General features: G+C 36.7%; 11 protein-coding genes. 5 read left to right on the top strand and 6 right to left on the bottom strand.

Translation table 11 applies throughout. The features are described 5' to 3' along the window. The first annotated feature begins 3 nt into the window (after window positions 1-3). On the top strand, window positions 4-2,259 hold the full coding sequence (locus tag QL989_RS16835) for an ATP-binding protein (RefSeq protein ID WP_290171316.1): 2,256 nt from the start codon (window positions 4-6) through the stop codon (window positions 2,257-2,259). Window positions 2,260-2,401: 142 nt separating this feature from the next. On the opposite strand, the gene QL989_RS16830 is transcribed toward QL989_RS16835, so the two are convergent. Further along, window positions 2,402-5,932, bottom strand: coding sequence for an ATP-binding protein (locus tag QL989_RS16830; RefSeq protein WP_290171315.1), 3,531 nt, complete (start codon window positions 5,930-5,932; stop codon window positions 2,402-2,404). Window positions 5,933-6,187: 255 nt separating this feature from the next. On the opposite strand from QL989_RS16830, the gene QL989_RS16825 reads away from it, so the two are divergent. The 3 genes from QL989_RS16825 to ahpF all read left to right on the top strand — a co-directional run bounded on the left by QL989_RS16825 (window position 6,188) and on the right by ahpF (window position 10,815). Continuing rightward, a complete protein-coding gene (locus QL989_RS16825; protein ID WP_178957389.1) occupies window positions 6,188-8,290 on the top strand; it encodes an EAL domain-containing protein in 2,103 nt (700 codons plus the stop codon). A gap of 216 nt (window positions 8,291-8,506) precedes the next feature. Continuing rightward, window positions 8,507-9,076 carry an alkyl hydroperoxide reductase subunit C gene (gene ahpC, locus QL989_RS16820; protein ID WP_290171314.1) on the top strand — a complete coding sequence of 190 codons (570 nt, stop codon included), beginning with the start codon at window positions 8,507-8,509 and terminating at the stop codon, window positions 9,074-9,076. 161 nt (window positions 9,077-9,237) lie between these two features. Then, complete coding sequence (gene ahpF / locus QL989_RS16815) at window positions 9,238-10,815, top strand: alkyl hydroperoxide reductase subunit F (protein WP_290171313.1); 1,578 nt, start codon at window positions 9,238-9,240, stop codon at window positions 10,813-10,815. Between the two features lie 94 nt (window positions 10,816-10,909). On the opposite strand, the gene QL989_RS16810 is transcribed toward ahpF, so the two are convergent. From QL989_RS16810 to QL989_RS16795, 4 genes are all read right to left on the bottom strand, one after another. After that, window positions 10,910-11,101: a DUF3185 family protein gene (locus tag QL989_RS16810; protein WP_008115648.1), complete on the bottom strand. Its 192-nt coding sequence runs from the start codon at window positions 11,099-11,101 to the stop codon at window positions 10,910-10,912. Window positions 11,102-11,150: 49 nt separating this feature from the next. Then, window positions 11,151-13,175 carry an ATP-binding protein gene (locus tag QL989_RS16805; RefSeq protein WP_290171311.1) on the bottom strand — a complete coding sequence of 675 codons (2,025 nt, stop codon included), beginning with the start codon at window positions 13,173-13,175 and terminating at the stop codon, window positions 11,151-11,153. A gap of 205 nt (window positions 13,176-13,380) precedes the next feature. After that, on the bottom strand, window positions 13,381-14,232 hold the full coding sequence (locus tag QL989_RS16800) for a patatin family protein (RefSeq protein ID WP_290171309.1): 852 nt from the start codon (window positions 14,230-14,232) through the stop codon (window positions 13,381-13,383). Window positions 14,233-14,402: 170 nt separating this feature from the next. After that, window positions 14,403-15,827 carry a diguanylate cyclase gene (locus QL989_RS16795; RefSeq protein WP_290171308.1) on the bottom strand — a complete coding sequence of 475 codons (1,425 nt, stop codon included), beginning with the start codon at window positions 15,825-15,827 and terminating at the stop codon, window positions 14,403-14,405. 218 nt (window positions 15,828-16,045) lie between these two features. On the opposite strand from QL989_RS16795, the gene QL989_RS16790 reads away from it, so the two are divergent. Beyond that, the gene (locus QL989_RS16790; RefSeq protein WP_138606760.1) at window positions 16,046-16,939 is read left to right on the top strand and encodes a cation diffusion facilitator family transporter; all 894 of its coding nucleotides are present in this window, start codon (window positions 16,046-16,048) and stop codon (window positions 16,937-16,939) included. Window positions 16,940-16,981: 42 nt separating this feature from the next. Here the strand turns inward: QL989_RS16790 and QL989_RS16785 are convergent. Further along, window positions 16,982-20,695: EAL domain-containing protein (locus tag QL989_RS16785; RefSeq protein ID WP_290171307.1), on the bottom strand; the 3,714-nt coding region annotated here is incomplete at its 5' end.

Raw genomic sequence — 20,695 nt, 5'->3', positions numbered from 1 at the left:
TGAATGCTGAAACAGTTAATTGGTTCTTTATCTATTAAAGTATTATCTTCGTTGGCTATTTTTATTTTAATACAAATAATAGTTTACGTTGTTATTAATGAGCGAACCGACAAAATAGAGCAAGCCAGTAAAAATGTATTGAATATTAATGGGCTGTCAGTTGTTGTATTTGAAATTAACAAAGATATTTTACAGATTCAACGAGATATTTCGGTTTATGGTGTGTCGGGTAGCGAGGTTATTTTTGATAAAATAAAAAGCACTCAGCAAAGTATTCAAGCGCGGTTAATTGAAGCACAACAGCGAATTCAGCAACACAAGATTAAAAACTCATTAAACGCCATGCAATCATTGGTTTTAAATTATGGCAAAAGTATCGATAGTCTTAAAAAACGATATGATGAAAAGTCTAAAATTATTGAGCAACAGTTACCAAATACCTACGAATTAGCATTAACTACCTTAGCAAGCAGGGATGGAGAAACGGCCAGGCTGGGCAAGGACTTATTATTGTTTCAGCTAAAGGATCATTGGCATCATCTGTATCGCAATTCAGTCCTGTTTTTAACTCAACGCGATTACGCCAAACGTAGTCAAGTAAAACAGCGGCTACAATTAATTAAACAATTAACCAACAGTGGCGCTACAAACAAAATGATTGGCCACAACAAGGTCGAGCAACTAAATAGTTTAACAACTAAATTCGAGTCTTTATTTGCTCAGGCCATTCAAGCTAATAGAAACTATTTAACCTTAAGTAATATTGTTATTGCCGGTGATTCGGTCGAGTTTTCAGCACTTGCCAAAAAATTGCAAGAAGATGCATTGTTGTTGCTTAGTGATATTTCGAAAACCAGTCAAGAGAGCATTGATGCTGCGCAAACTGTTATTCAAGTGTCGTTATTTTTGTCTGTTACCTTGTTTATTCTTTTCGCTTTATTTTTTCACTTTCATATTATTAAAGCGATTAACAGGCTCACAGTTAGTTTTAGATCATTTCTAAATGGTGATTTCTCAGCAAACATAGCTGATATTAACCGTGAAGACGAAATAGGGTTTTTAGCCCAAGCAGCAAATAAATTTAGAGTGCTAAACGAGCGCCTAGTTGAAGCAAAAAAAGCGGCAGAAGAAACATCCCGAATCAAATCTGAGTTTTTAGCTAATATGAGCCATGAAATACGCACTCCCATGAACGGTATTTTAGGCATGGTACAGCTAGTGAGTAATACAGAGCTTGATGCTAAACAAAAACGCATGATTGAGGTTATTAGCTCTTCAGGTAACAGTTTATTGGTTATTCTTAATGACATTCTTGATTTAAGTAAGCTTGATGCCGATAAAATGCTACTAGAAAATAGAGAGTTTAAATTAAGCGCTTTATTGTATGAGCTGGAACAAATTTTTAAATCGCAAGCCGACCATAAAAATATAGAGTTTAAAATAGTAAAAGAAAAAGTAGATTCTGTTGATTTGGTACAAGGCGACGAAACCCGTTTAAAACAAGTACTAATGAATTTATTGGGGAATGCATTTAAATTTACAGAGTATGGAACAGTAACATTATCTGTTGCTCTAAAAGAGAAAAATAGCAGTGAAGTGATGTTACTATTTAGCGTTATCGATAGTGGTATAGGTATTTCACAACATAGTATAAAAACGTTATTTGATGCTTTTACACAAGCTGACACTTCAACAACACGTCGTTTTGGTGGTACAGGGCTTGGATTAACTATCTCTAGTAAAATATTAAACTTAATGGGCAGTAATTTACAAGTAGAAAGTGAATTGGATAAGGGTTCGAGATTTTATTTTCAGTTAACGCTTAGTACTCCATCATCAAATGTGGCTGAAAAACAGCAAGCACAATTACCCGATGTAAATATTAAAAATAAAGATATACAAGTATTAATTGCCGAAGATAATCCGGTAAATCAAATCGTGCTAGAAAGCTTTTTAAAAGCAATGGGTATTAAACATATAACCATGGCAGATAATGGTGAAATAGCGCTTGAGCTATGTACTAAACAACAATTTGATTTAATTATGATAGATATTCAAATGCCGGTAATGGGCGGGCTTTTGGCAACTAAATATATTAGGGAACTAGCCAATTACCACGATGTGCCCATTATTGCCGTTACTGCAAACATCACTGAAAAAGACGAGCCTGAGTACGTGGCAGCGGGTATAACTAACACTATAAACAAGCCTATAGAATTCAATAGTTTAAAAGTTATAATTGACCAGTATAGCGAGTAAGAATAAATATCCTATGTGCTTTTATATTTTTTGGTGGTATTGGTTAGCAATACACTCAAAAATTAAAAGCGCCTTTAGGCGCTTTTAACTTTAATTAGCAATACATATTTTCAGTGGTTTATTCATTATTACCCACAAAATGCTAACTACTGGGTTGTATCTCTAAGTAGCTGTTAATGGTTGATTCGAGTTTTTTGTAGCTAGTTTGAATGAGCTCTAATTTATTCTTCATACTGCCCATGGCATTTTCACTGGCCATTACTTCTAATTCATCAAATAATTTATGCAAGTTAGCCGCACCTACATCACCCGATGAGCCTTTCAAGCCATGACTTAATTTTGATATTTGCGATAAATTATTGTTATTTATTGCATCCTCAAGTTCTTCTAGCTTCATTGGTGTACTCTGAAGGTATAATTCACATACTTTTATAAGAAGCTCTTCATTATTTAATAACCGAGATAGCGCGTTATCTTTATCCCAATCAGGTAAACTTTGACTATCCAAAGTATCAGAAATTGGTTTATTAATTTCGTTAAGCTGATTATTTTCCAATGGAGCTTCTTTTATAAAAGTTGAAGACAACCACTTTGTAGCCGTTGCAACTAATACCTCTGCAGAGATTGGTTTAGTGATGTAATCATTCATTCCTGCATCTAGGCATTTTTGTCTTTCACCCATCATTGCATTAGCAGTCATAGCGACTATGGGAATATCAATATTTTGAGGCGCTGCTTCACCAGCTCTTATTTGTTTTGCTGCATCATAACCATTCAATATAGGCATTTGGCAGTCCATAAATACACAGTGGTATTGATGATTATTGGCCACCGAGTTAACAAGTTTTTCTACTGCTTGTTGGCCATTTGACGCGGTATCTATCTCTAAAGATAAACATGACAATATACCCGCGGCTACTTCTATATTTATTTCGTTATCATCAACGATAAGAACATGTGCTCCTTTAAAGTCAGAATTATCAGTTTTAACTGAGTCTGATTCACGGCGTTTGTTAATATTAATATTACTGCTACCAGCACTTATTTTATCTTCAAGGCTGCGTTCATCGGCGACTGTTTTTAAAAACTCTGAAATAAGTATTGGTTTAGAAAGTAAGCTGGCTTGCACGTGTCTTGTTTTAATTTGAGGATAACCGCGATTTGCTAATAAAATAACTTTAATTACATGATGATTAGCAATAGTTGGCCACATTTCATCTAAACGTTTTAACAATGTGTCGTCTTGTTCAATAAGTATAAAGTCAGGTAAAGACACGTTTTTTATATCATCTGAAACAAGAGATTGTTGTAATTGTTCAGCTGAAAAACTATTTCCAGAAAAAGCAGCTATTAAATTATTTATGCTGTCGGCTAACTCGTTATTTTTAGTCACAATAGCGAAGCTTTTGTTTTTTAATCGTGGGGCAAAACTATAATGAGTTGTATCAGCGTTGCTCAGTGTTAGTTTTATGTGAAAACTACTACCTAGAGACTTTTCTGACTCAAAGCTAATTTCTCCGCCTAGAAGGCTACAAAGCTGTCTGCATATAGAAAGCCCCAGCCCTGTTCCACCAAATTTAGATGCCACGCTTTTGTCTTCTTGGGAAAAGGCGGTAAATAATTTGTTCTGGTTTTCTTGTGCAATGCCCACACCGCTATCGGTAACTTTTACGTGAACGGTCACAGTATCATTGCTTGTTTGCTCGCAATAAGCGGTGACCTTTATAAACCCAGTTTCAGTAAATTTAATCGCATTATTTACTAAGTTAGTCAGGATTTGTGAAAAACGATGGGGGTCAGTTGTAATCGTTTTACATTTTAAATTCACAACATCTAAAACAAATTCGAGGCCTTTCTCCTGAGCTTTAACAGCCATACTGCCACAAACGCTTTCGATTAATTTTATTAAATTAAACTCTTTAAAGTTCAACTCAAGTTTACCGGCTTCTATTTTAGATAAATCCAAAATATCATTTATTAATACAGATAAAGCACTCACACTTACTTCGGTCATTTCTAAATAGTTTTTTTGTGTTTCACTTAATGGCTCTTTTTTTATTAAGTTTAAAGTACCCACTATGCCATTAAGTGGAGTACGCATTTCATGGCTTATATTAGAAATAAACGCGCTTTTTACTTCACTGGCTTGTTTGAGCTCTTTAGTGCGAATAGCTACTTTATTTTCAAGCTCATGATTTACTTTTATTATTTCATTCTCAATGGTGCGCTCTTTGGTTACATCTCTGGCTATTATTGCTATACCAATAAACATTCCAAATTGATCGATAATGGCTGATAAAGAGAGTGAAAAGTAGCGTTTAGTAGAGCCGTTACTGATACTAGCGTCTTGCTTAAATTGACGAGTACCACCAGTGAACTTTTCAATTATCTCGTTAAAATTTAGCTGATCTATTATTTTTAAATCATTAATTGATTTTCCAATAGCTTCTAATTCTCCAAGTTTAAACATCAGAGTTGCGGCGTTATTCCAACTAGAGACAATACCGTTATTGGTAATGCCAATTACCGCATCAGATGATCCGGTTATAATCGCCTCAGATTGTGCGCGCGCATTTGCAAGCTCTTGGCTTTTGCGAAGACTACGATTGAAAAATGCGAGAATGATAGTTAATACAATAACCAAAATAAGTAAAAAGGCGTAGAGCTTTGTTCTACGTTCCATTTCAATATTTTTTATATACTCAACAGGCGCTAAAACGTGGCTAGATAAAAAGTTTTGTTTTTCACCCAGCGCTAAAGTGATTTTTTTTCTTGCGGTGTAATAACTTGTTTGCGCATTGCTTTTTGGTTTTATAAGCGACAATGAGCTATTAGCAACGGGGTTAAAAGTGTAATTATTATTGATGCTAATATCACTATTTAGGTCTTTACCAAAGGTGAAATCTTTATTTGGGTGTGATAAAAAATAGCCGTTACTGTCAGTTAAAGCGAGTTGAAATGGTGTATTAATACTGTTTTTTAAAAGGGTTAATAAGTTGTTAGCATTCACGTTAATTATGATAAAGCCAAATCTATTTTGATTTTCATCAAAAATTGGCATAGACAGCCTCAACATCGGGCGATAAGGAAACTCTATTTTACCGTACTCTCTATTCAACGAAATTTCAGACATATATATTTCGCCATCAGAGAGGTTACTACTGGCCGTAAAGTACTCTTGCGCTCCTTTATTTTGGAGCCTATTTAAATCTATAACCTCTACTGCACCCTGAACGCGATCAACCCTTACCAGTTCTTGTCCTTTTTTGTTGGTACTGATGATTCTTAGCTGCTCGTAATCGGGGTTATTTTTTAAAAACGCTGCAAATATAATTTCAAGCCTTGTTTTCCATTGAGCATAGGTGGTGTTTTCTAGTGGGTCTACTCCTTTGTTATTTGATGCCCTAGCTAAACCTTTGATTGGAGGGGTTGCGTGTAAAAAACGAATATCTCGACGGTAGTTTTCAATAACCTCTTGCGTTTGTGAATTAATAGATTGGTTTTTGTCTATGATTTCATGCTCTACAAAGCTAAGTACTGAGCGCGATAAACTTGCTTCATTAATAATAATGGCTACAACAATTAAGGTCATTATGGCGGATAAAGAAATTGGGAATAAAAGGGTGTAATTACTTACCTGACGAATTATCCTTTTCTTAAGATTTATTGGCATCCACTACTCCAATTAAAGACCAGCCATTATTTAGCTACCCTAAACTTAGAGAGCTATAGGTAATTTATCAAGTTTTACTTTTAATAAAGAGTTTTGTTTTGTATTCATTTATCTCAAATTTAGAACTCTACAAACCCTTTTTGATTGACGCTAATAATATAATACTTAAGTATATATTTTAGGTAATTGGTGGAGGTTTGGGTTAACTAAGCTAGGCTTTATGTGCATTTGTTTAATTTTTTATGGGAAGTGATTGTGTTAACCACTGTAGATCAAAGCTTTGCGCAACGAGTACTTATTGTTGATGATGAACCCACTAGTTTAATGATTTTAGAGGGAGCTTTATCAGATATTGCAGAAGTTATATGTAGCGATACTGGTTTTGGCGCCATTGAAAAAGCACAGCAGTTCTTACCAGAAATTATTTTATTAGATATTGAATTACCTGATATTAGCGGGTTAGAAGTGTGTAAACGCTTAAAAAACGATCCCAAAACTAGTGGTGTAACAGTAATATTTATTACCTCCCATAATGAGAGTAAGTTTGAGCATTTGTCTTTAGAGTTGGGTGGGATTGACTATATACAAAAGCCCGTTGATCTTAAGGTATGCCGCTTGCGCGTTGGCAATCATCTAAAACTAAAAACACAAGAGCAACAACTAAAACATTCACAGCGTTTACTTGCTATTGAATCAGAAAGATTGCGCGTAACGCTCAACTCGATTGGCGACGCAGTTATAGCAACAGACAAAGACGAAAAAATAACGTTTATGAACCCGATTGCAGAGATGATGACCGGTTGGGTAATGCATGAAGCAGTTGGTAATCATATTTCAGAGGTTATGCAACTACGGGATGCAACCACAAAGCACAAAAGCCTTAATCCAATTTCTATTGCTTTAAAAGAGCAGCGAAGAGTAGCTATGGCGCTTAATTGCCAATTAACGAGCTTAAATGGCAGAATTCATCGGGTTGAGGATTCTGCTTCCCCCATCAGAGATGAAAAGGGGAATATTATTGGCGCGATTATAGTTTTTCATGATGTGAGCGAGTCGATTGCGATGGCTGTTAAGATGAGCCATTTAGCAAACCATGACCAATTAACCGATTTACCCAATCGAATTTTATTACATGATCGCGTTGCGCATGCTTGTCAGGTATCTGTGCGTAATGGTTTTTTAGTGGCGTTAATGTTAATTGATATTGATCATTTTAAATATTTAAATGATACAGAGGGACACCATATTGGCGACCAAATCATAAAACTGGTTGCTAAACGACTTGAATCTATTGTTGATTTAAATACGACCTTGGCCCGAGTTGGCGGGGATGAATTTGTATTGTTGCTCCCAGGTATTAAATCGCCGTGTCATGTTGATGCTGTTGCATCTGATATTTTGTATGCAATGCATCAACCTTTTCGTGTTGATGGAAGAGAGTTTAATTTAACTATAAGCGTGGGAATTAGTATTAATCCAACGGATTCTGATTCTGCCGAATTAATGATGTCGCATGCTGATGCAGCAATGTATAAAGCCAAAGAGCATGGTAGAGATAGATTTTGTTATTTTTCAGATGACTTAGAACATGAGTTTCATCAACGTCAAAATATAGATAAGCTTTTGAGAAATGCACTTGAAAAAGACACGTTGGAAGTTCACTTTCAGCCCAAGCTTAGTTTAAAAAATAAATTAATCATAGGTGCTGAGGCGTTAGTGAGGTTAAGAGATGAGGAAGACGGTTTTATATCGCCGTTACACTTTATTCCATTAGCTGAAGAGACTGGTTTAATTAATAAGTTGGGTCATAGCGTTTTAAAACAAAGCTGCAGAGCGGCTAAACGCTGGCTAGATAAAGGCCATCCAATTAAAGTTGCTGTTAATGTTGCTGCTAAACAATTTACAGATCCTAAATTTATAGAAAGCGTAGCACAAGTACTTGAGGATACTGAGCTTCCTAGTGGTTATCTTGAATTAGAAGTGACAGAAAGCGCTTTAATGAGTGATTTTGATGAAACAAGTAGGATATTAAACGGGCTTTCAAACCTTGGTTTGAGCATAGCGATAGATGACTTTGGAACGGGCTATTCGAGTTTATCGTATTTAAAGTTATTTCCTGTTGATGTATTAAAGATTGACCAGTCATTTGTTAAAGATATGGTTGATGATAAGCAAAGCCTAGATATTGTGAAAGCAATCACCCATTTAGCACACTCACTTAATTTAAAGATTGTTGGTGAAGGCATTGAAACTCAAGCACAGCTCGATACACTTATTTCGCTTGAGTGTGAAGAAGGGCAAGGATTTTTGTTTAGCAAAGCTTTACCTGAAAATGAATTTGAAAATCTCATTTTCTGATGGCTACCTTTAGTGCTCAGTGTAACTAGTATTTTTAATTTTAAGATAGCTTGCATTCAATTATTGTAACTTCTCATCTCGATCAATCTTAAAAAGCGATTGTTTTAATCTAAACAATCAATTTTATTTAATTTCTCAATGGCCTTATTGTATTAATTAAGCAAACGCACAAGGCGTTAACTTTTTTAAATACACTAAACATAAATGAGGAATACTATGAGCACTTCATTGATTAACACAAAATTACAACCTTTCAATGCAACAGCTTACCACAATGGTGACTTTGTAGAACTCACTGAAAAAGACGTATTAGGTAAGTGGTCTATCTTTTTCTTTTACCCAGCAGATTTCACATTTGTATGCCCAACTGAATTAGGTGACCTTGCAGATCATTATGAACAGCTACAAGAAATGGGCGTAGAGGTTTACTCGGTATCAACAGATACGCACTTTACGCACAAAGCTTGGCATGACACGTCAGACACTATCGGTAAAATTACTTACCCAATGATTGGCGACCCAACAGGACGCATTACACGTAACTTTGGTGTAATGATTGAAGATGATGGTTTAGCACTTCGCGGTACATTTGTAATGAACCCAGAGGGTGAAATCAAAGTTGTTGAAACGCATGATTTAGGTATTGGCCGTAGTGCTAAAGAACTTGTTCGTAAAGTACAAGCCGCACAATACATTGCCACGCATGACGGTGAAGTATGTCCTGCATCTTGGCAGCCAGGTGAAGACACATTAGCACCTTCACTAGACCTAGTTGGTAAGATTTAAACCTTACCTTCACTAAATTTAGAGTAGTACATAACTCTAATACCAGTGAGCCTACTTGGCTCACTGGGCACTCTCCCACGCCATCACTCTTTTCTAAAATTCGCACATGCACTGATGGCATGGGGGTTCTGCTGTTTTATTTTTCCGTAAGGGGCTAAGCCATGTTAGACAACAACATAAAGAACCAATTAAAAAGCCATTTTGAATCGCTGACTCAGCCTGTTGAGCTGCTTATCGCCTTGGATGACAGCAAAAAATCAACAGAAGTAGAAAGTTTAGCGAATGATTTAGCATCACTAAGCGATAAGTTTAGTGTGAGTAACAATCCAGATACTTCGGCACGCAGACCTTCAATGGTGGTGCATTCGCCACAAAAAAACACCCATATTACCTTCGCAGGGGTACCTATGGGTCATGAATTTACTAGTTTAGTGTTAGCGCTATTACATACGGGTGGTCACCCTAGTAAAGCAAGTAAAGATGACATTGAACAAATACAAACACTTGAGCAAACACTCAATTTTGAAGTGTATATTAGTTTGAGCTGCCAAACCTGCCCGCAAGTGGTTCAAGCGCTCAATACAATGGCTGCTACAAATAGCAATATTAAAGCCACCATGATTGATGGTGCTCTGTTTCAAGATGAAGTAGAGCAACGAAATATATTGGCTGTACCTGCTGTGTACTTAAACGGAGAACCTTTTAGCCAAGGGGCAATGAGCCTAACCGATATTTTGAATAAAGTTGATAGCAAAGGTGCAGAGCGTCAAGCCAAAGCATTGAATGAAAAATCAGTGTTTGATGTTCTTGTCGTCGGTGGTGGGCCAGCAGGTGCTTCGGCAGCTATTTATTCTGCACGTAAAGGGCTAAATACGGGGGTGGTTGCCGATCGATTTGGTGGCCAGGTAGCTGACACATTGGCCATTGAAAACTTTATTTCGGTAAAAGCAACCGAAGGGCCAAAAATGGTGGCTCAGTTAGAAGAACATGTTAAAGAATATGATGTTGATGTAATGCACAACCAACGCGCGGCAAATCTGCAAAAAGGCAGTAATGGCTATGACATTACTTTAGAAAATGGCGCTTTATTACAAGCAAAATCACTCGTATTAGCAACCGGTGCACGCTGGCGTGAAATGAATGTACCTGGCGAGCAACAATATAAAGGTCACGGCGTTGCATACTGCCCGCATTGTGATGGCCCATTATTTAAAGGCAAATCTGTTGCGGTAATTGGAGGTGGTAACTCAGGTATTGAGGCGGCTATTGATTTAGCTAACATAGTAGAGCATGTAACGGTGCTTGAATTTGCCGATACGTTACGTGCTGACGAAGTACTTATTCGTAAAGCAAATAGCTTAAAAAATATTACTATTATTAAAAATGCACAAACTACTGAAGTACTCGGTGATGGTAATAAAGTAATAGGCCTTAATTATACCGATCGTGTTTCTGGAGAAAGTAAGGAGCTAGCTTTAGCCGGTATATTTGTACAAATTGGTTTGATACCAAACACCGAATGGTTAAAAGAGAGTGACCTTGAGCTTAGTCAATTTGGTGAAATACTCATTGATGCAAAGGGTGCAACGTCGTTACCGGGTATATACGGTGCGGGCGATGCGACCAATACGCCATTTAAGCAAATTATTATTGCTATGGGCGCCGGAGCAACTGCTAGCTTAGGAGCTTTTGACTATTTAATTCGCCAAGCACCCGATGCAGAGCAAAATGCTGCTTAATAGTGTTTTAGCGTAAGCCTCTTGATAAAACAGCTCTCACCCATAGCTGTTTGTTCACCCAAGCCGCCCTCTCCAAAGGCGGCTTTTTTGTGTGCTATTTAAGTCGGGTAAGGCCTACTAAAATACAAACTGCGCCACCAATAAAGCCAAGCCATGCTTCTACTGGGGTTTCGCCATTGAATGCACGAGTAACTTGTGAAGCTGCAGAATCGTAAACATCATAACCCCACATACCAAGTGCTACGCCAATAACAATAAGTACAATACCAATGATTTTATTTGTCATAATGATCCTTTGTGTTTTTAGTGCTAGTTAATCTGGGCGACACTCGTTGTTATAATGTGGCTACGCCCAGTCTTTTTAGTGTATTTGTAATTGCTTCTTCTATCGCTGGCAGTTTAAACGGTTTGGCTATAAACATATCCATGCCTGCTTGCTTACAGTTTAGTTTATCTTGTGAGGATGCATTAGCAGTTAACGCCACAATATAAGTTTCTTGCGAGTCACAGATACCTTGTGCCTTTAGTTGCTTGGTGGCTTCAAAACCATCCATGATAGGCATAATGCAATCCATAAAAATAAGGTCAAAATGTTTTTGTTTGCATTTTAACAGGGCATCTTGGCCGTCAATAGCAAAGTCTGATTTTATATTAAATTTATCCAGTGCAGATTCTAATACCAGGCGATTTATTTCGTTATCATCAACCACCAAAACCGAGAGCTGATTACTATGGTTATTAATAAATTTAAGGCTAGGTTTTTGTGTTTGTTGTTTACCAAGCTCAATTGGGATAGTTAAGGTAAAACACGTGCCCACGTTAACCTCACTGGTTACCTCAATTTTACCATTCATAAAACCAACGAGCTCTTTAACTATGGCTAAGCCTAACCCGGTGCCACCTTTATTGTTGTTAGCATCAACCTCTTGGGTAAAGGGCTTAAATAATGAGTTTAAATATGCTTTACTCATGCCGCGACCCGTGTCGGTTATTTTAATTGTAAGTAAAGGGCGCTTTGTATTTAATGCTAACTGTGAATCGAGAGAAACAGAACCATGCTCTGTAAATTTTAATGCGTTACTCAGTAAATTAGAGATAATTTGGCTTAATCGAGAGGTGTCGCAGTATACCCAAACATCATTAGGAATGAGGTTAGTGGCTCGTAGTTCAATGTTTTTATTGCTAAACAATACCGAATACAAAGAAACCAAATCGGTAAATACCGTTTTAAGTAGGGAGTGATGAGGCTCCAGTTTTAATTCACCATGATTTATTTTTGAAAAATCGAGCACTTCATTAATAATATTCAATAAAATATCAGCACTTCGAAGGGCGACTTTAATTTTTTCCGCCCGCTTATCATAATCGTGTTCATCAATGAGAGTCGCTAACATACCCGTAATGCCATTTAGCGGAGTGCGTAGCTCGTGACTAATTTTTGCAAACAGCATACTTCTATCTTTTAATAGCTGCTCAGCAAGTGCTTTTTTTTGTTTTAACTCTTCGCGTAACTTAACGGCCTCGGTTATATCTTGAAAAGTACCAAATAACCGCACACATTGGCCGTTGTTAAACTCGGCCTCACCAAAGGTTGAAACCCAAATGTTCTGTTGCTTAGCGGTAATTATTTCCAGCTCTAAGTGCCATTTTTCACCTTTAGATACCGCATTATCTACCGCTTTATTAATGCTATCTCGGCTTTTGCCCGCTTTATAAAACTCGATAGCGGTATTCATATCAGGAGTGAAGCCTTCTTCGGCTTGATGAATGCGCCGAGTTTGTTGGCTCCAAAAAATAGTATTTTCTATTAAGTCGACTTCCCATGTACCTATATTTGCCACGCTTTCAAGCTTTAATAAAGTGTCACTATTTTTAGTGAGATTGGCTTTATCCTGATTGCGCGCAAATTCCGAGCCTAACCACTGCGCTAATAATTCAATATAATCATAGGCTTCATCGCTAAAAGGAGCGCATTCTTGAGCTGATGAAAAGTTAACGGTACCAAACACGTCTGTGCCTATTCGTATAGGCGCACCAATGTACGCTTCTAATTGGAAATTAATGTAGCATGGATGACTTGCAATACTACTTTGCGACGCATTATGAAATGCGAGTGCAGAGTTGGCCGACAAGGTGTGCGTGCAATAGGTGCCGTTTAACTCAAACTCAGTGCCAATAGCAAGAGAATTGTCAGGGGTGATGGCATGTAAAACAATGTAAGAATCATTTTTTACACGGCTGATAATAGCTAAGTCGAGTTGAAAAACATCGAGCCCAAAAGCAAGTAAGTCTGCAATTTTTTGATCAAAGCTTAGCTGCTGATCTGAGACTATATTATGAAAGCATCGAAGAAAATTCACAAAAACCCTTAATTTATTTGGTGTGTACACAAAATTTAATGCAAAAAACACGCCTAAATTTAATCTATTTTTTGACAACACGACGACTAATACATCGTTCTTTATTACAATAACTCGCTGATTTTACAATTAATAGGTTGAGTTGGTTTTATATTTAGGTTTATAACATCGTCGACTTCTTCTGGATTGATTTTATAGCTTATGATCATTCCTTAGCAAATCGAGAGTTATTCAAGTAGGTTTTAGCTTCACTTATACCCATTTGATAGCCAATATCAAGTATAGCTCGATTTTTGGTGGTGCGGCCGACTTGAAACCCTGCTGGTGGGGCAATAATATGTATTTTGCAATCCGGTGGAGCGTTATGTAAAAAATCAATACTGGAATTATAGTTTTTAGAGCGCTGTAGACTGGCCTGTGCAAGTGCAGGGGTATTTTTATAGAGTTGCTTAGTTAACCACGCTACTTTGTTATCTTTTTTACGATAGCCTAAGGGTTGAGAAAGGATAACCGTTATTTCTGATGCACCCATTTCATAGGCTTTTTTTACCGGAATAGAGTCGGCAACGCCACCATCGGTCATGGCAATACCATTTATTTTTGGATAATCACGATAAGCTATGGGTATAGCGCAAGAGGCTTTTAATTGCTCTATCATTTCGCTGCCGGTTGCTTGTAAGTAATGGGCTTGCCCAGATCCGATTGCCGTTGCAACAATATAAAAATCGTGAGGAGATTGTGTAAATTCATCGGTGTTTAAAGGAATTTCACGTACTGTTTCTTGCCAAAGCCAGTCTAAATCAAATAAGTGACCGCCTCTAACAAATCGGGGGAGGTTAATGAATTCCGGCCTACACGAATAATCAGTAATCACTTTGTAGTTTCGGGTTGCTTGTTTACATAAATAAGCCGCGACGTTCGTTGCTCCAGCAGATACACCAAAATAGCTGGTAAAAGGTTGATATTGTTGTGCTAAAAACTCATCAAGTACGCCTGCGGCAAAAATACCGCGCATGGCACCGCCCTCAACCACTAATGCATGTTGGCTATTGCTCATATTAACTTCCGTCCTTTGACAATACACTTATGCTACCAAGTGTGCTCAAACTGTGCGAGCAACTTTTTGCTTTGATTCGGGACTTGTTTTAATTATTAGTTAGGATAAGAAAATATCAAAGGTTGCAGGGAATAGAAGCGATAACTTGTTCTTAAAAATTAATATATACGTTATTCAAAAGAACATATTTGATCTCTGCCTGCTTTTTTAGCTTTGTATAAAGCAATGTCGGCATTTTTTATTATCGTTTGCATATTAGTATTAGCGTTTGGGTAAGTGGTAAAATACCCAAAGCTCATTGTGATATGAGGAGTAACAGAAGAAAATTCATGGGGAATATTTAACGCTTTAATTTTTTGCTGTATCAGTACAGTAAACTTTTGGCATTGTTCTTTATTAGAGGCCGGCAAAATAATTGTAAATTCTTCGCCTCCATACCGAGCTACTATATCACCCTCACGTTTACATACGCTTTTTAAAGCGCGCGCCACTTGTTTTAATGTGTCATCACCTTTTTGGTGACCATAGTTATCGTTATAGCGTTTAAAGAAATCGATGTCACACATAATCAAACTAATAGGCTGATTATGTCTTGCACAACGCTTAATTTCACTGTTGAGAGTGCTATCGAAAAAGCGACGATTTGCAATATCAGTAAGTGCATCGGTATTCGCTAATTTATTGAGCTTAGTGTTGGCGTTAATTAATTGCTGTTGGGTTAACTGCAGCTTTTTTTTATAGTTAATATTCTTGAGGGCATTATTGATGATTTCACCTACGAGCTTTATTCTAATCAAATCAATTTTGCTCCAATTGCGCTTAGTTTTAACGCAATCACAGCCGATGAAGCCTACCAGTTCCTCATCGAAACGAAGGCCTATGCATAAAACCGACTGAATGCTTTGCTCTTTAAACTCTGCTTTTTCAGCGTCAGCTTTAGTAGGTAATAGCTCAATATCATTTACTTGAAATAGATGGTTCTCATTCATCACTTCAAAAAAGTAGGGTAGTTCAACCTTGGGTACATTTTGCAGTCTGTCTTTGCAAGCGATAATACCCGTATTGACCCATTCGTGAGTATTAGTAATAGTTTCATTGTCAGTGTTAAATTCAAATAAATAACTACGGTCAGCCTTTAATACGGTGCCAATGGCTTTGAGGGCAAAGTTAATTTGTTGGTCTATATTATCGTTTTGTATATCAATAAGTTTGGTAGAGATTTTAGAGATAATATGATCAAAGTTGTATTGCTCTGTGAGTGTACGATCTTGCTCTAAAGTGAGCATAGATATTGAGCCATCAATTATAGAATGATCAATATTTAACAGTTGTAAAGTGGATTCAGAATCTAATAAAACGGTTGTTATATTAGAAGAAAATAATTGCTCAATATTGACAACTTCATCATTACTAAAGTCGCGCAGCACAACATTGCTAAAAGCACCTTTTTTAACAGCACTTTCATCCTCTATTTTGAGTAACGTTTTGGCATGCTGATTTAATGTGTAGTTTTGGTTTTTATCATCATAAACAATCACGGCTAAATTAATAAGATTAAAAACCTGCCAAATTGTTTTGTCTGAGTCATGACTCACTGATTTCTCCGCAATTATACAGGCAGAACTCGCCAAATCTTTTAATTATTAATAATATATGTCTCTTTATATTTAGTACAGTTCTTTGCATTTTACTAAGTTTTTAGTGCGTTTAATTGGTCTTCGTATTACAATTGTGACTGTATATCATTTCGCACTTTCTAATTTGCTTTATTTCATTAGCTTACTTTGTTTTCAGTAAAGGCCTTTTATATTTCATGACAGAAATAACTACACATCACGCCTCCCGTCGCCGTCTATTAATTGCACTTGCAATTACCTGTTCGTTTATGGTGATTCAGCTTATAGGTGCCTATTATGCTAATTCACTGGCTGTTCTTGCTGATGCCGGCCACTTATTTGTTCATAACAGCTCACTATTTATAGCACTTATAGCCTCAAGCTTTGCTATTCATTTGGCTAAAACTTATAACGACGGCCATCAAAAAGCTGAATTAATCGGCGGTCTGATCAACGGCATTTTATATCTTACTATCAGTTTACTTATTTTATTTGAGGGAGCTGAGCGCTTTTTGGACCACAAAGGTGGACATGAGCTGATCATAAATAGTTATTTAATGTCGGTGATTGCTGCTATTGGTTTTTTATTTCATGGTGCGGCAGCGTGGGTATTATATAAAGGTCGTAAAGCCAGTATTAATGTGTATGCGGTATTTTTACATTCGTTTTTTGATTTAATCTCGACTGTTTCCACTTTTGTTGCCGGTGTTCTTATTTATATTACGGGCTGGAATGTGATTGATATTTTATCGAGTATGTTAATTGCATCATTTGTACTGTTTACGGGAATTAAGGTGATAATTAGTTGCATTAAAGGGCTACGCTCAAATAAAGCAAAGTTGCCAGAAGTCCAAGATATCGAAACAGAAATAACCAGTATGGAGCATGTTGCAAATGTGCATAACGTTACCGTTGTTCGTAAAAATAAAAAAGTGATAGTAGGTGCTCACGTAGTGTTAAAGCAACATTGCACTATAGAAAAGCATGATGAAGAATGTCGTTTAAAAGTAATCAAACTACTTGCAGATAAATTTAATGTTCGTAACAGTGTGCTACAAATCGAAAGCTATGAATGCAAGCACATCCATTAAAAAGTTTAACCTAACAGCGACTTGGTTAAGTCGCTTTTAGGTTTAGATTAAATCAATAATCTTCTCAAAGCATGCAGGGCTCATTAAATCGCTGGCACTCATAGGGCGAGCAAAATAGTATCCCTGAAGTTTATAGCAACCTATGTTTGTTAAAAAGTCTAGTTGCTCCCGCGTCTCTACCCCTTCAGCAATACAATATAACTCTAAGTTTTCAGCAAGCGAGTAAATAGTTTTAATAATCGACTCGTCACCTTTGTCTGTGCCAATACTATTAACAAAGCTTTGGTCAATTTTTATTACATTAATTGGAAATTGGCTCAAATAAGTGAGTGATGAATAGCCAGTACCAAAATCATCAAGAAATAGTTTAAACCCTGCAGCTTGAAGGCTTTTAAGTTGTTTTGCTGCTTTGTACTTATCTTCTAACAGCGTGTTTTCTGTGATTTCTAGGCGTATTTGCTGTGGTTTAATACTGGCTTTCTCAAGTATAGCGCTCAGTCGCTCGGTTATATTGGCCTTTAAAATATGTTTTGGTGATACATTTAACGAAATATAAAACAGTGGGTTTACGCTAAGGATAGGCGCAAGCTCTGTGATTGCACGTTGCAATGCTTGCTCAGTAAGCATATCAATTAGGCCAGTTTCTTCTGCCACCGGTATAAATAAAGCCGGAGAGATAAGTTTTCCTTGGTTTTCCCAACGCATCAATAACTCAACGCCACTTATTGTTTTATCTTTTGTATTAACCACGGGTTGGTAATGATTAAATAATTGGTTATCTTTTGCGGCATCTTTTAAGTCATTTTCAAGAATAAGTTTTTGTTTAATTTGCTCATTCATTTTTTCATTAAAAAACTGAAATCCATTTCGACCTGCTTGTTTTGCATGCATCATAGCGATATCTGCATTGCGGATCAAAGCATCAGTTGAGCATGCATCATGGGGATATAAGGCAATACCAATACTGGCAGATATATTAATAGAAAAGTCTTCAATAATAACTTTGCTTGCGAGCTCATTACTCATTTCGTTAAGCGTGTGTTGCAGAGAAGACATAGAAGTAATGTTCTCGATTAAGACTAAAAACTCATCACCACTTTGGCGTCCAAAAGTCGCGTGGTCACCTAGGTATAAGGCAACTCGTTCAGTAATGTTACACAGTAACTTGTCGCCTACTGCATGCCCAAACGAATCATTCACAGGTTTGAATTTATCTAAATCTATAAATATAACCGCACATTGCAAGTCGTTTTTAGCGGCCTTTGTGATGGCATTTTCAATTTTTTGATTCATTAAGCTACGATTAGGTAGCCCGGTTAACGCATCATAGTTGGCCAAATAACGTAACTCATTTTCAGCACGTTTTTGCTCGGTTAAGTCTGTAATTACAATTACATAATAACCAACTTTACCTTCTTCATTAGCGACTGCAGTGGCACTTATATGAATAGGGTGTTGCTGTGCTTTTGTAGTATTAACATAGGCATTTGTTCGCCAATTTTCTTTGGGTTGCAGTGCCTTTAACGTGGTTGCAAATTCTTTGCATTTAGTTTGACCAATCGCTTTTATAAATAGCTCAGTAGTAACAGCTCCCTCTTCACCATCATCAGAGAATACCTCCATAAAGCTATTATTAGCTGAGAAAGGTACAAGGTTTTCATCTAGAATAAGTAAAAAGTCATTGATTTGGCTAAAAGCTTCGCCAAGTATTTTAGCTTGCTGTTCGTTTGCTAACTGCTCGGTAATATTAGTAAAAATACCAGATACATATTCAGGCTTTTTGCTGTCTTGATTATAAATAATTTGCCCAAGGTCATGAAACCATAACCAATGACCATCTTTGTGCCGTAATCGGTAAGTCGCTTGCCAGTCTTGTGGTTGAGTTTGTTTTATAAATGCATCCCACTTACTTTGTATTCTGCGGCGCTCATCAGGATGCATAATATTAAAAAGTCTTCTTATATCAATACGTTTCGATATATTCTCGTAACCTAATTCAGTTCCTCTGGCTGTATTAACAGTATTGTCTATAAAACTGTAGTTCCAAACGCCACTCTTGTTACTCTTTAATGCTAATTCAGTTTGAGCTTTAGAGTGAATAGCTGCACGGTGGGCGCGTTCAATCGCCATTTTACGGCTACGGTATTGCCAAAAAAATAAAAACAGAATTATGGTCACTGCGAGGAAATAGCATGCGTAGGCAATAGGAGACTGCCAAGGAGCATATGCAACACTAAACTTAAGCACTACGGGCTCGCTGGTAATAACCCCATTTCGTTGTTGTGTGGACACTGATAGCTCATAATCACCTGGTTGTAATTTAGTAAAAAACACCTGATTAGATTTTAAGTCGTTATAACTTAAAGATGACGGACCATTCAGCTCTACTTTGTAGTAGGTTTTACCTATATTGTTATAATCAAAATTAGAAAATCTAACCGTCAACCCCATATCATCATGATTTAGTTTTAACGGTTCATTACGGTATTTTTCAGGCGAGTAGTTGAGCGTCTCTGAAAACAAATTAATATTTGTGATCGCTAATTTACTTTGGGTGTTTTTTTGGCCACTTTTAAATTGATAAGGGTCAAACTGCAGTACACCGCTACGATTACCGAACACGAGCTCATTATTTTGTAATTTTAGTGCAGCAATTGCAGTAAAGTGGTTGTTGCTTAAACCGTCTTTTATTGTATAGGTGGTTATGTTTAACGTATTTAAATTAAGTCGATATAGCCCATTATCGGAACTAACCCATAAAAAATCATTATCATCAGCAATAAGTTCGAAAATAGAGTTAGTGTTTAATGAATTGTTTTTATCAAAAGTATGAACTTGCTCGTAAGTTTTAGTGTTAACGGCAATTAAGCCCTCTTGTGTGGTTGCTAACCAAAGTAATTCACGTTTTGAATCTAAGTAATAGTTTTCTACGGTATGAAAAAGATTATTTTTTGCTGTTTTAGATTTAAAAATAGTAGTTAAAGTGCCCGTTGCTTCATTATATCGATAAAGCGAGTCAGATGTACTTAATAGCAATTCATCGGGGTAAGCTTTTGAAGGGGTATGAAATGCGTATGCCTGTAAAGGAGATATTTGCTCTTTTAGACCTTTTATAACTCTATTTTCACCAGAGTAACCGTCAAAAATATAGAAGTTATCATTATTAATATAAGCAAATGTATTGGGTGCTACCTGTGCAAGGCCAAATAAATAGTCAGTGTTTAGATTATGCTCGGTAATAAATTTGTTTTGTTCAAATGCGCCTGTTTCTTTGTTAAAAAGCTCAAGCCCAAAAAAAGTCACTAACCAAAGGTAGTTGTTGCCTATACTTTTGGCAGAGTAAATATCTCCGATAGCAGATAAACCATAAGCTGCTTTCTTATCTTTAGATTGTAAAAATAAATCACTCGTTTTTGTTTTTGAGTTATAACGAACAAGCCCGTCGTCAGTGCCTATCCAGAGCAGTTGCGGTGTATCTTGATATATAACATTTACAATATTATTTTCAGGTAGGGTGATTTTTTTGAATTTCTTTGTTTGTGCGGCCCATGTTAATACACCATGAGTTCTTGAACCAAGCCACAACAAACCAGATTCATCAAACATAATATCGTTGATTGTGTTTTCAGTAATGTTGTAGCTACTATCTTTAAAATTTAAAATATGAGTGAGCTCTGAGGTTGCTCTGTCAAACTCAAATAAACCACTTTCTGTAGCAATAAATTCGCCATAGGGTGTGTTTACATAATCCCAAAT

Source organism: Pseudoalteromonas sp. APC 3224 (genome assembly GCF_030407535.1).
In the GTDB taxonomy this organism is placed as follows: Bacteria; Pseudomonadota; Gammaproteobacteria; order Enterobacterales; family Alteromonadaceae; genus Pseudoalteromonas.
The sequence above is the reverse complement of the archived record's forward strand: the minus strand, read 5'-3'. Positions and strand labels throughout refer to the sequence as shown.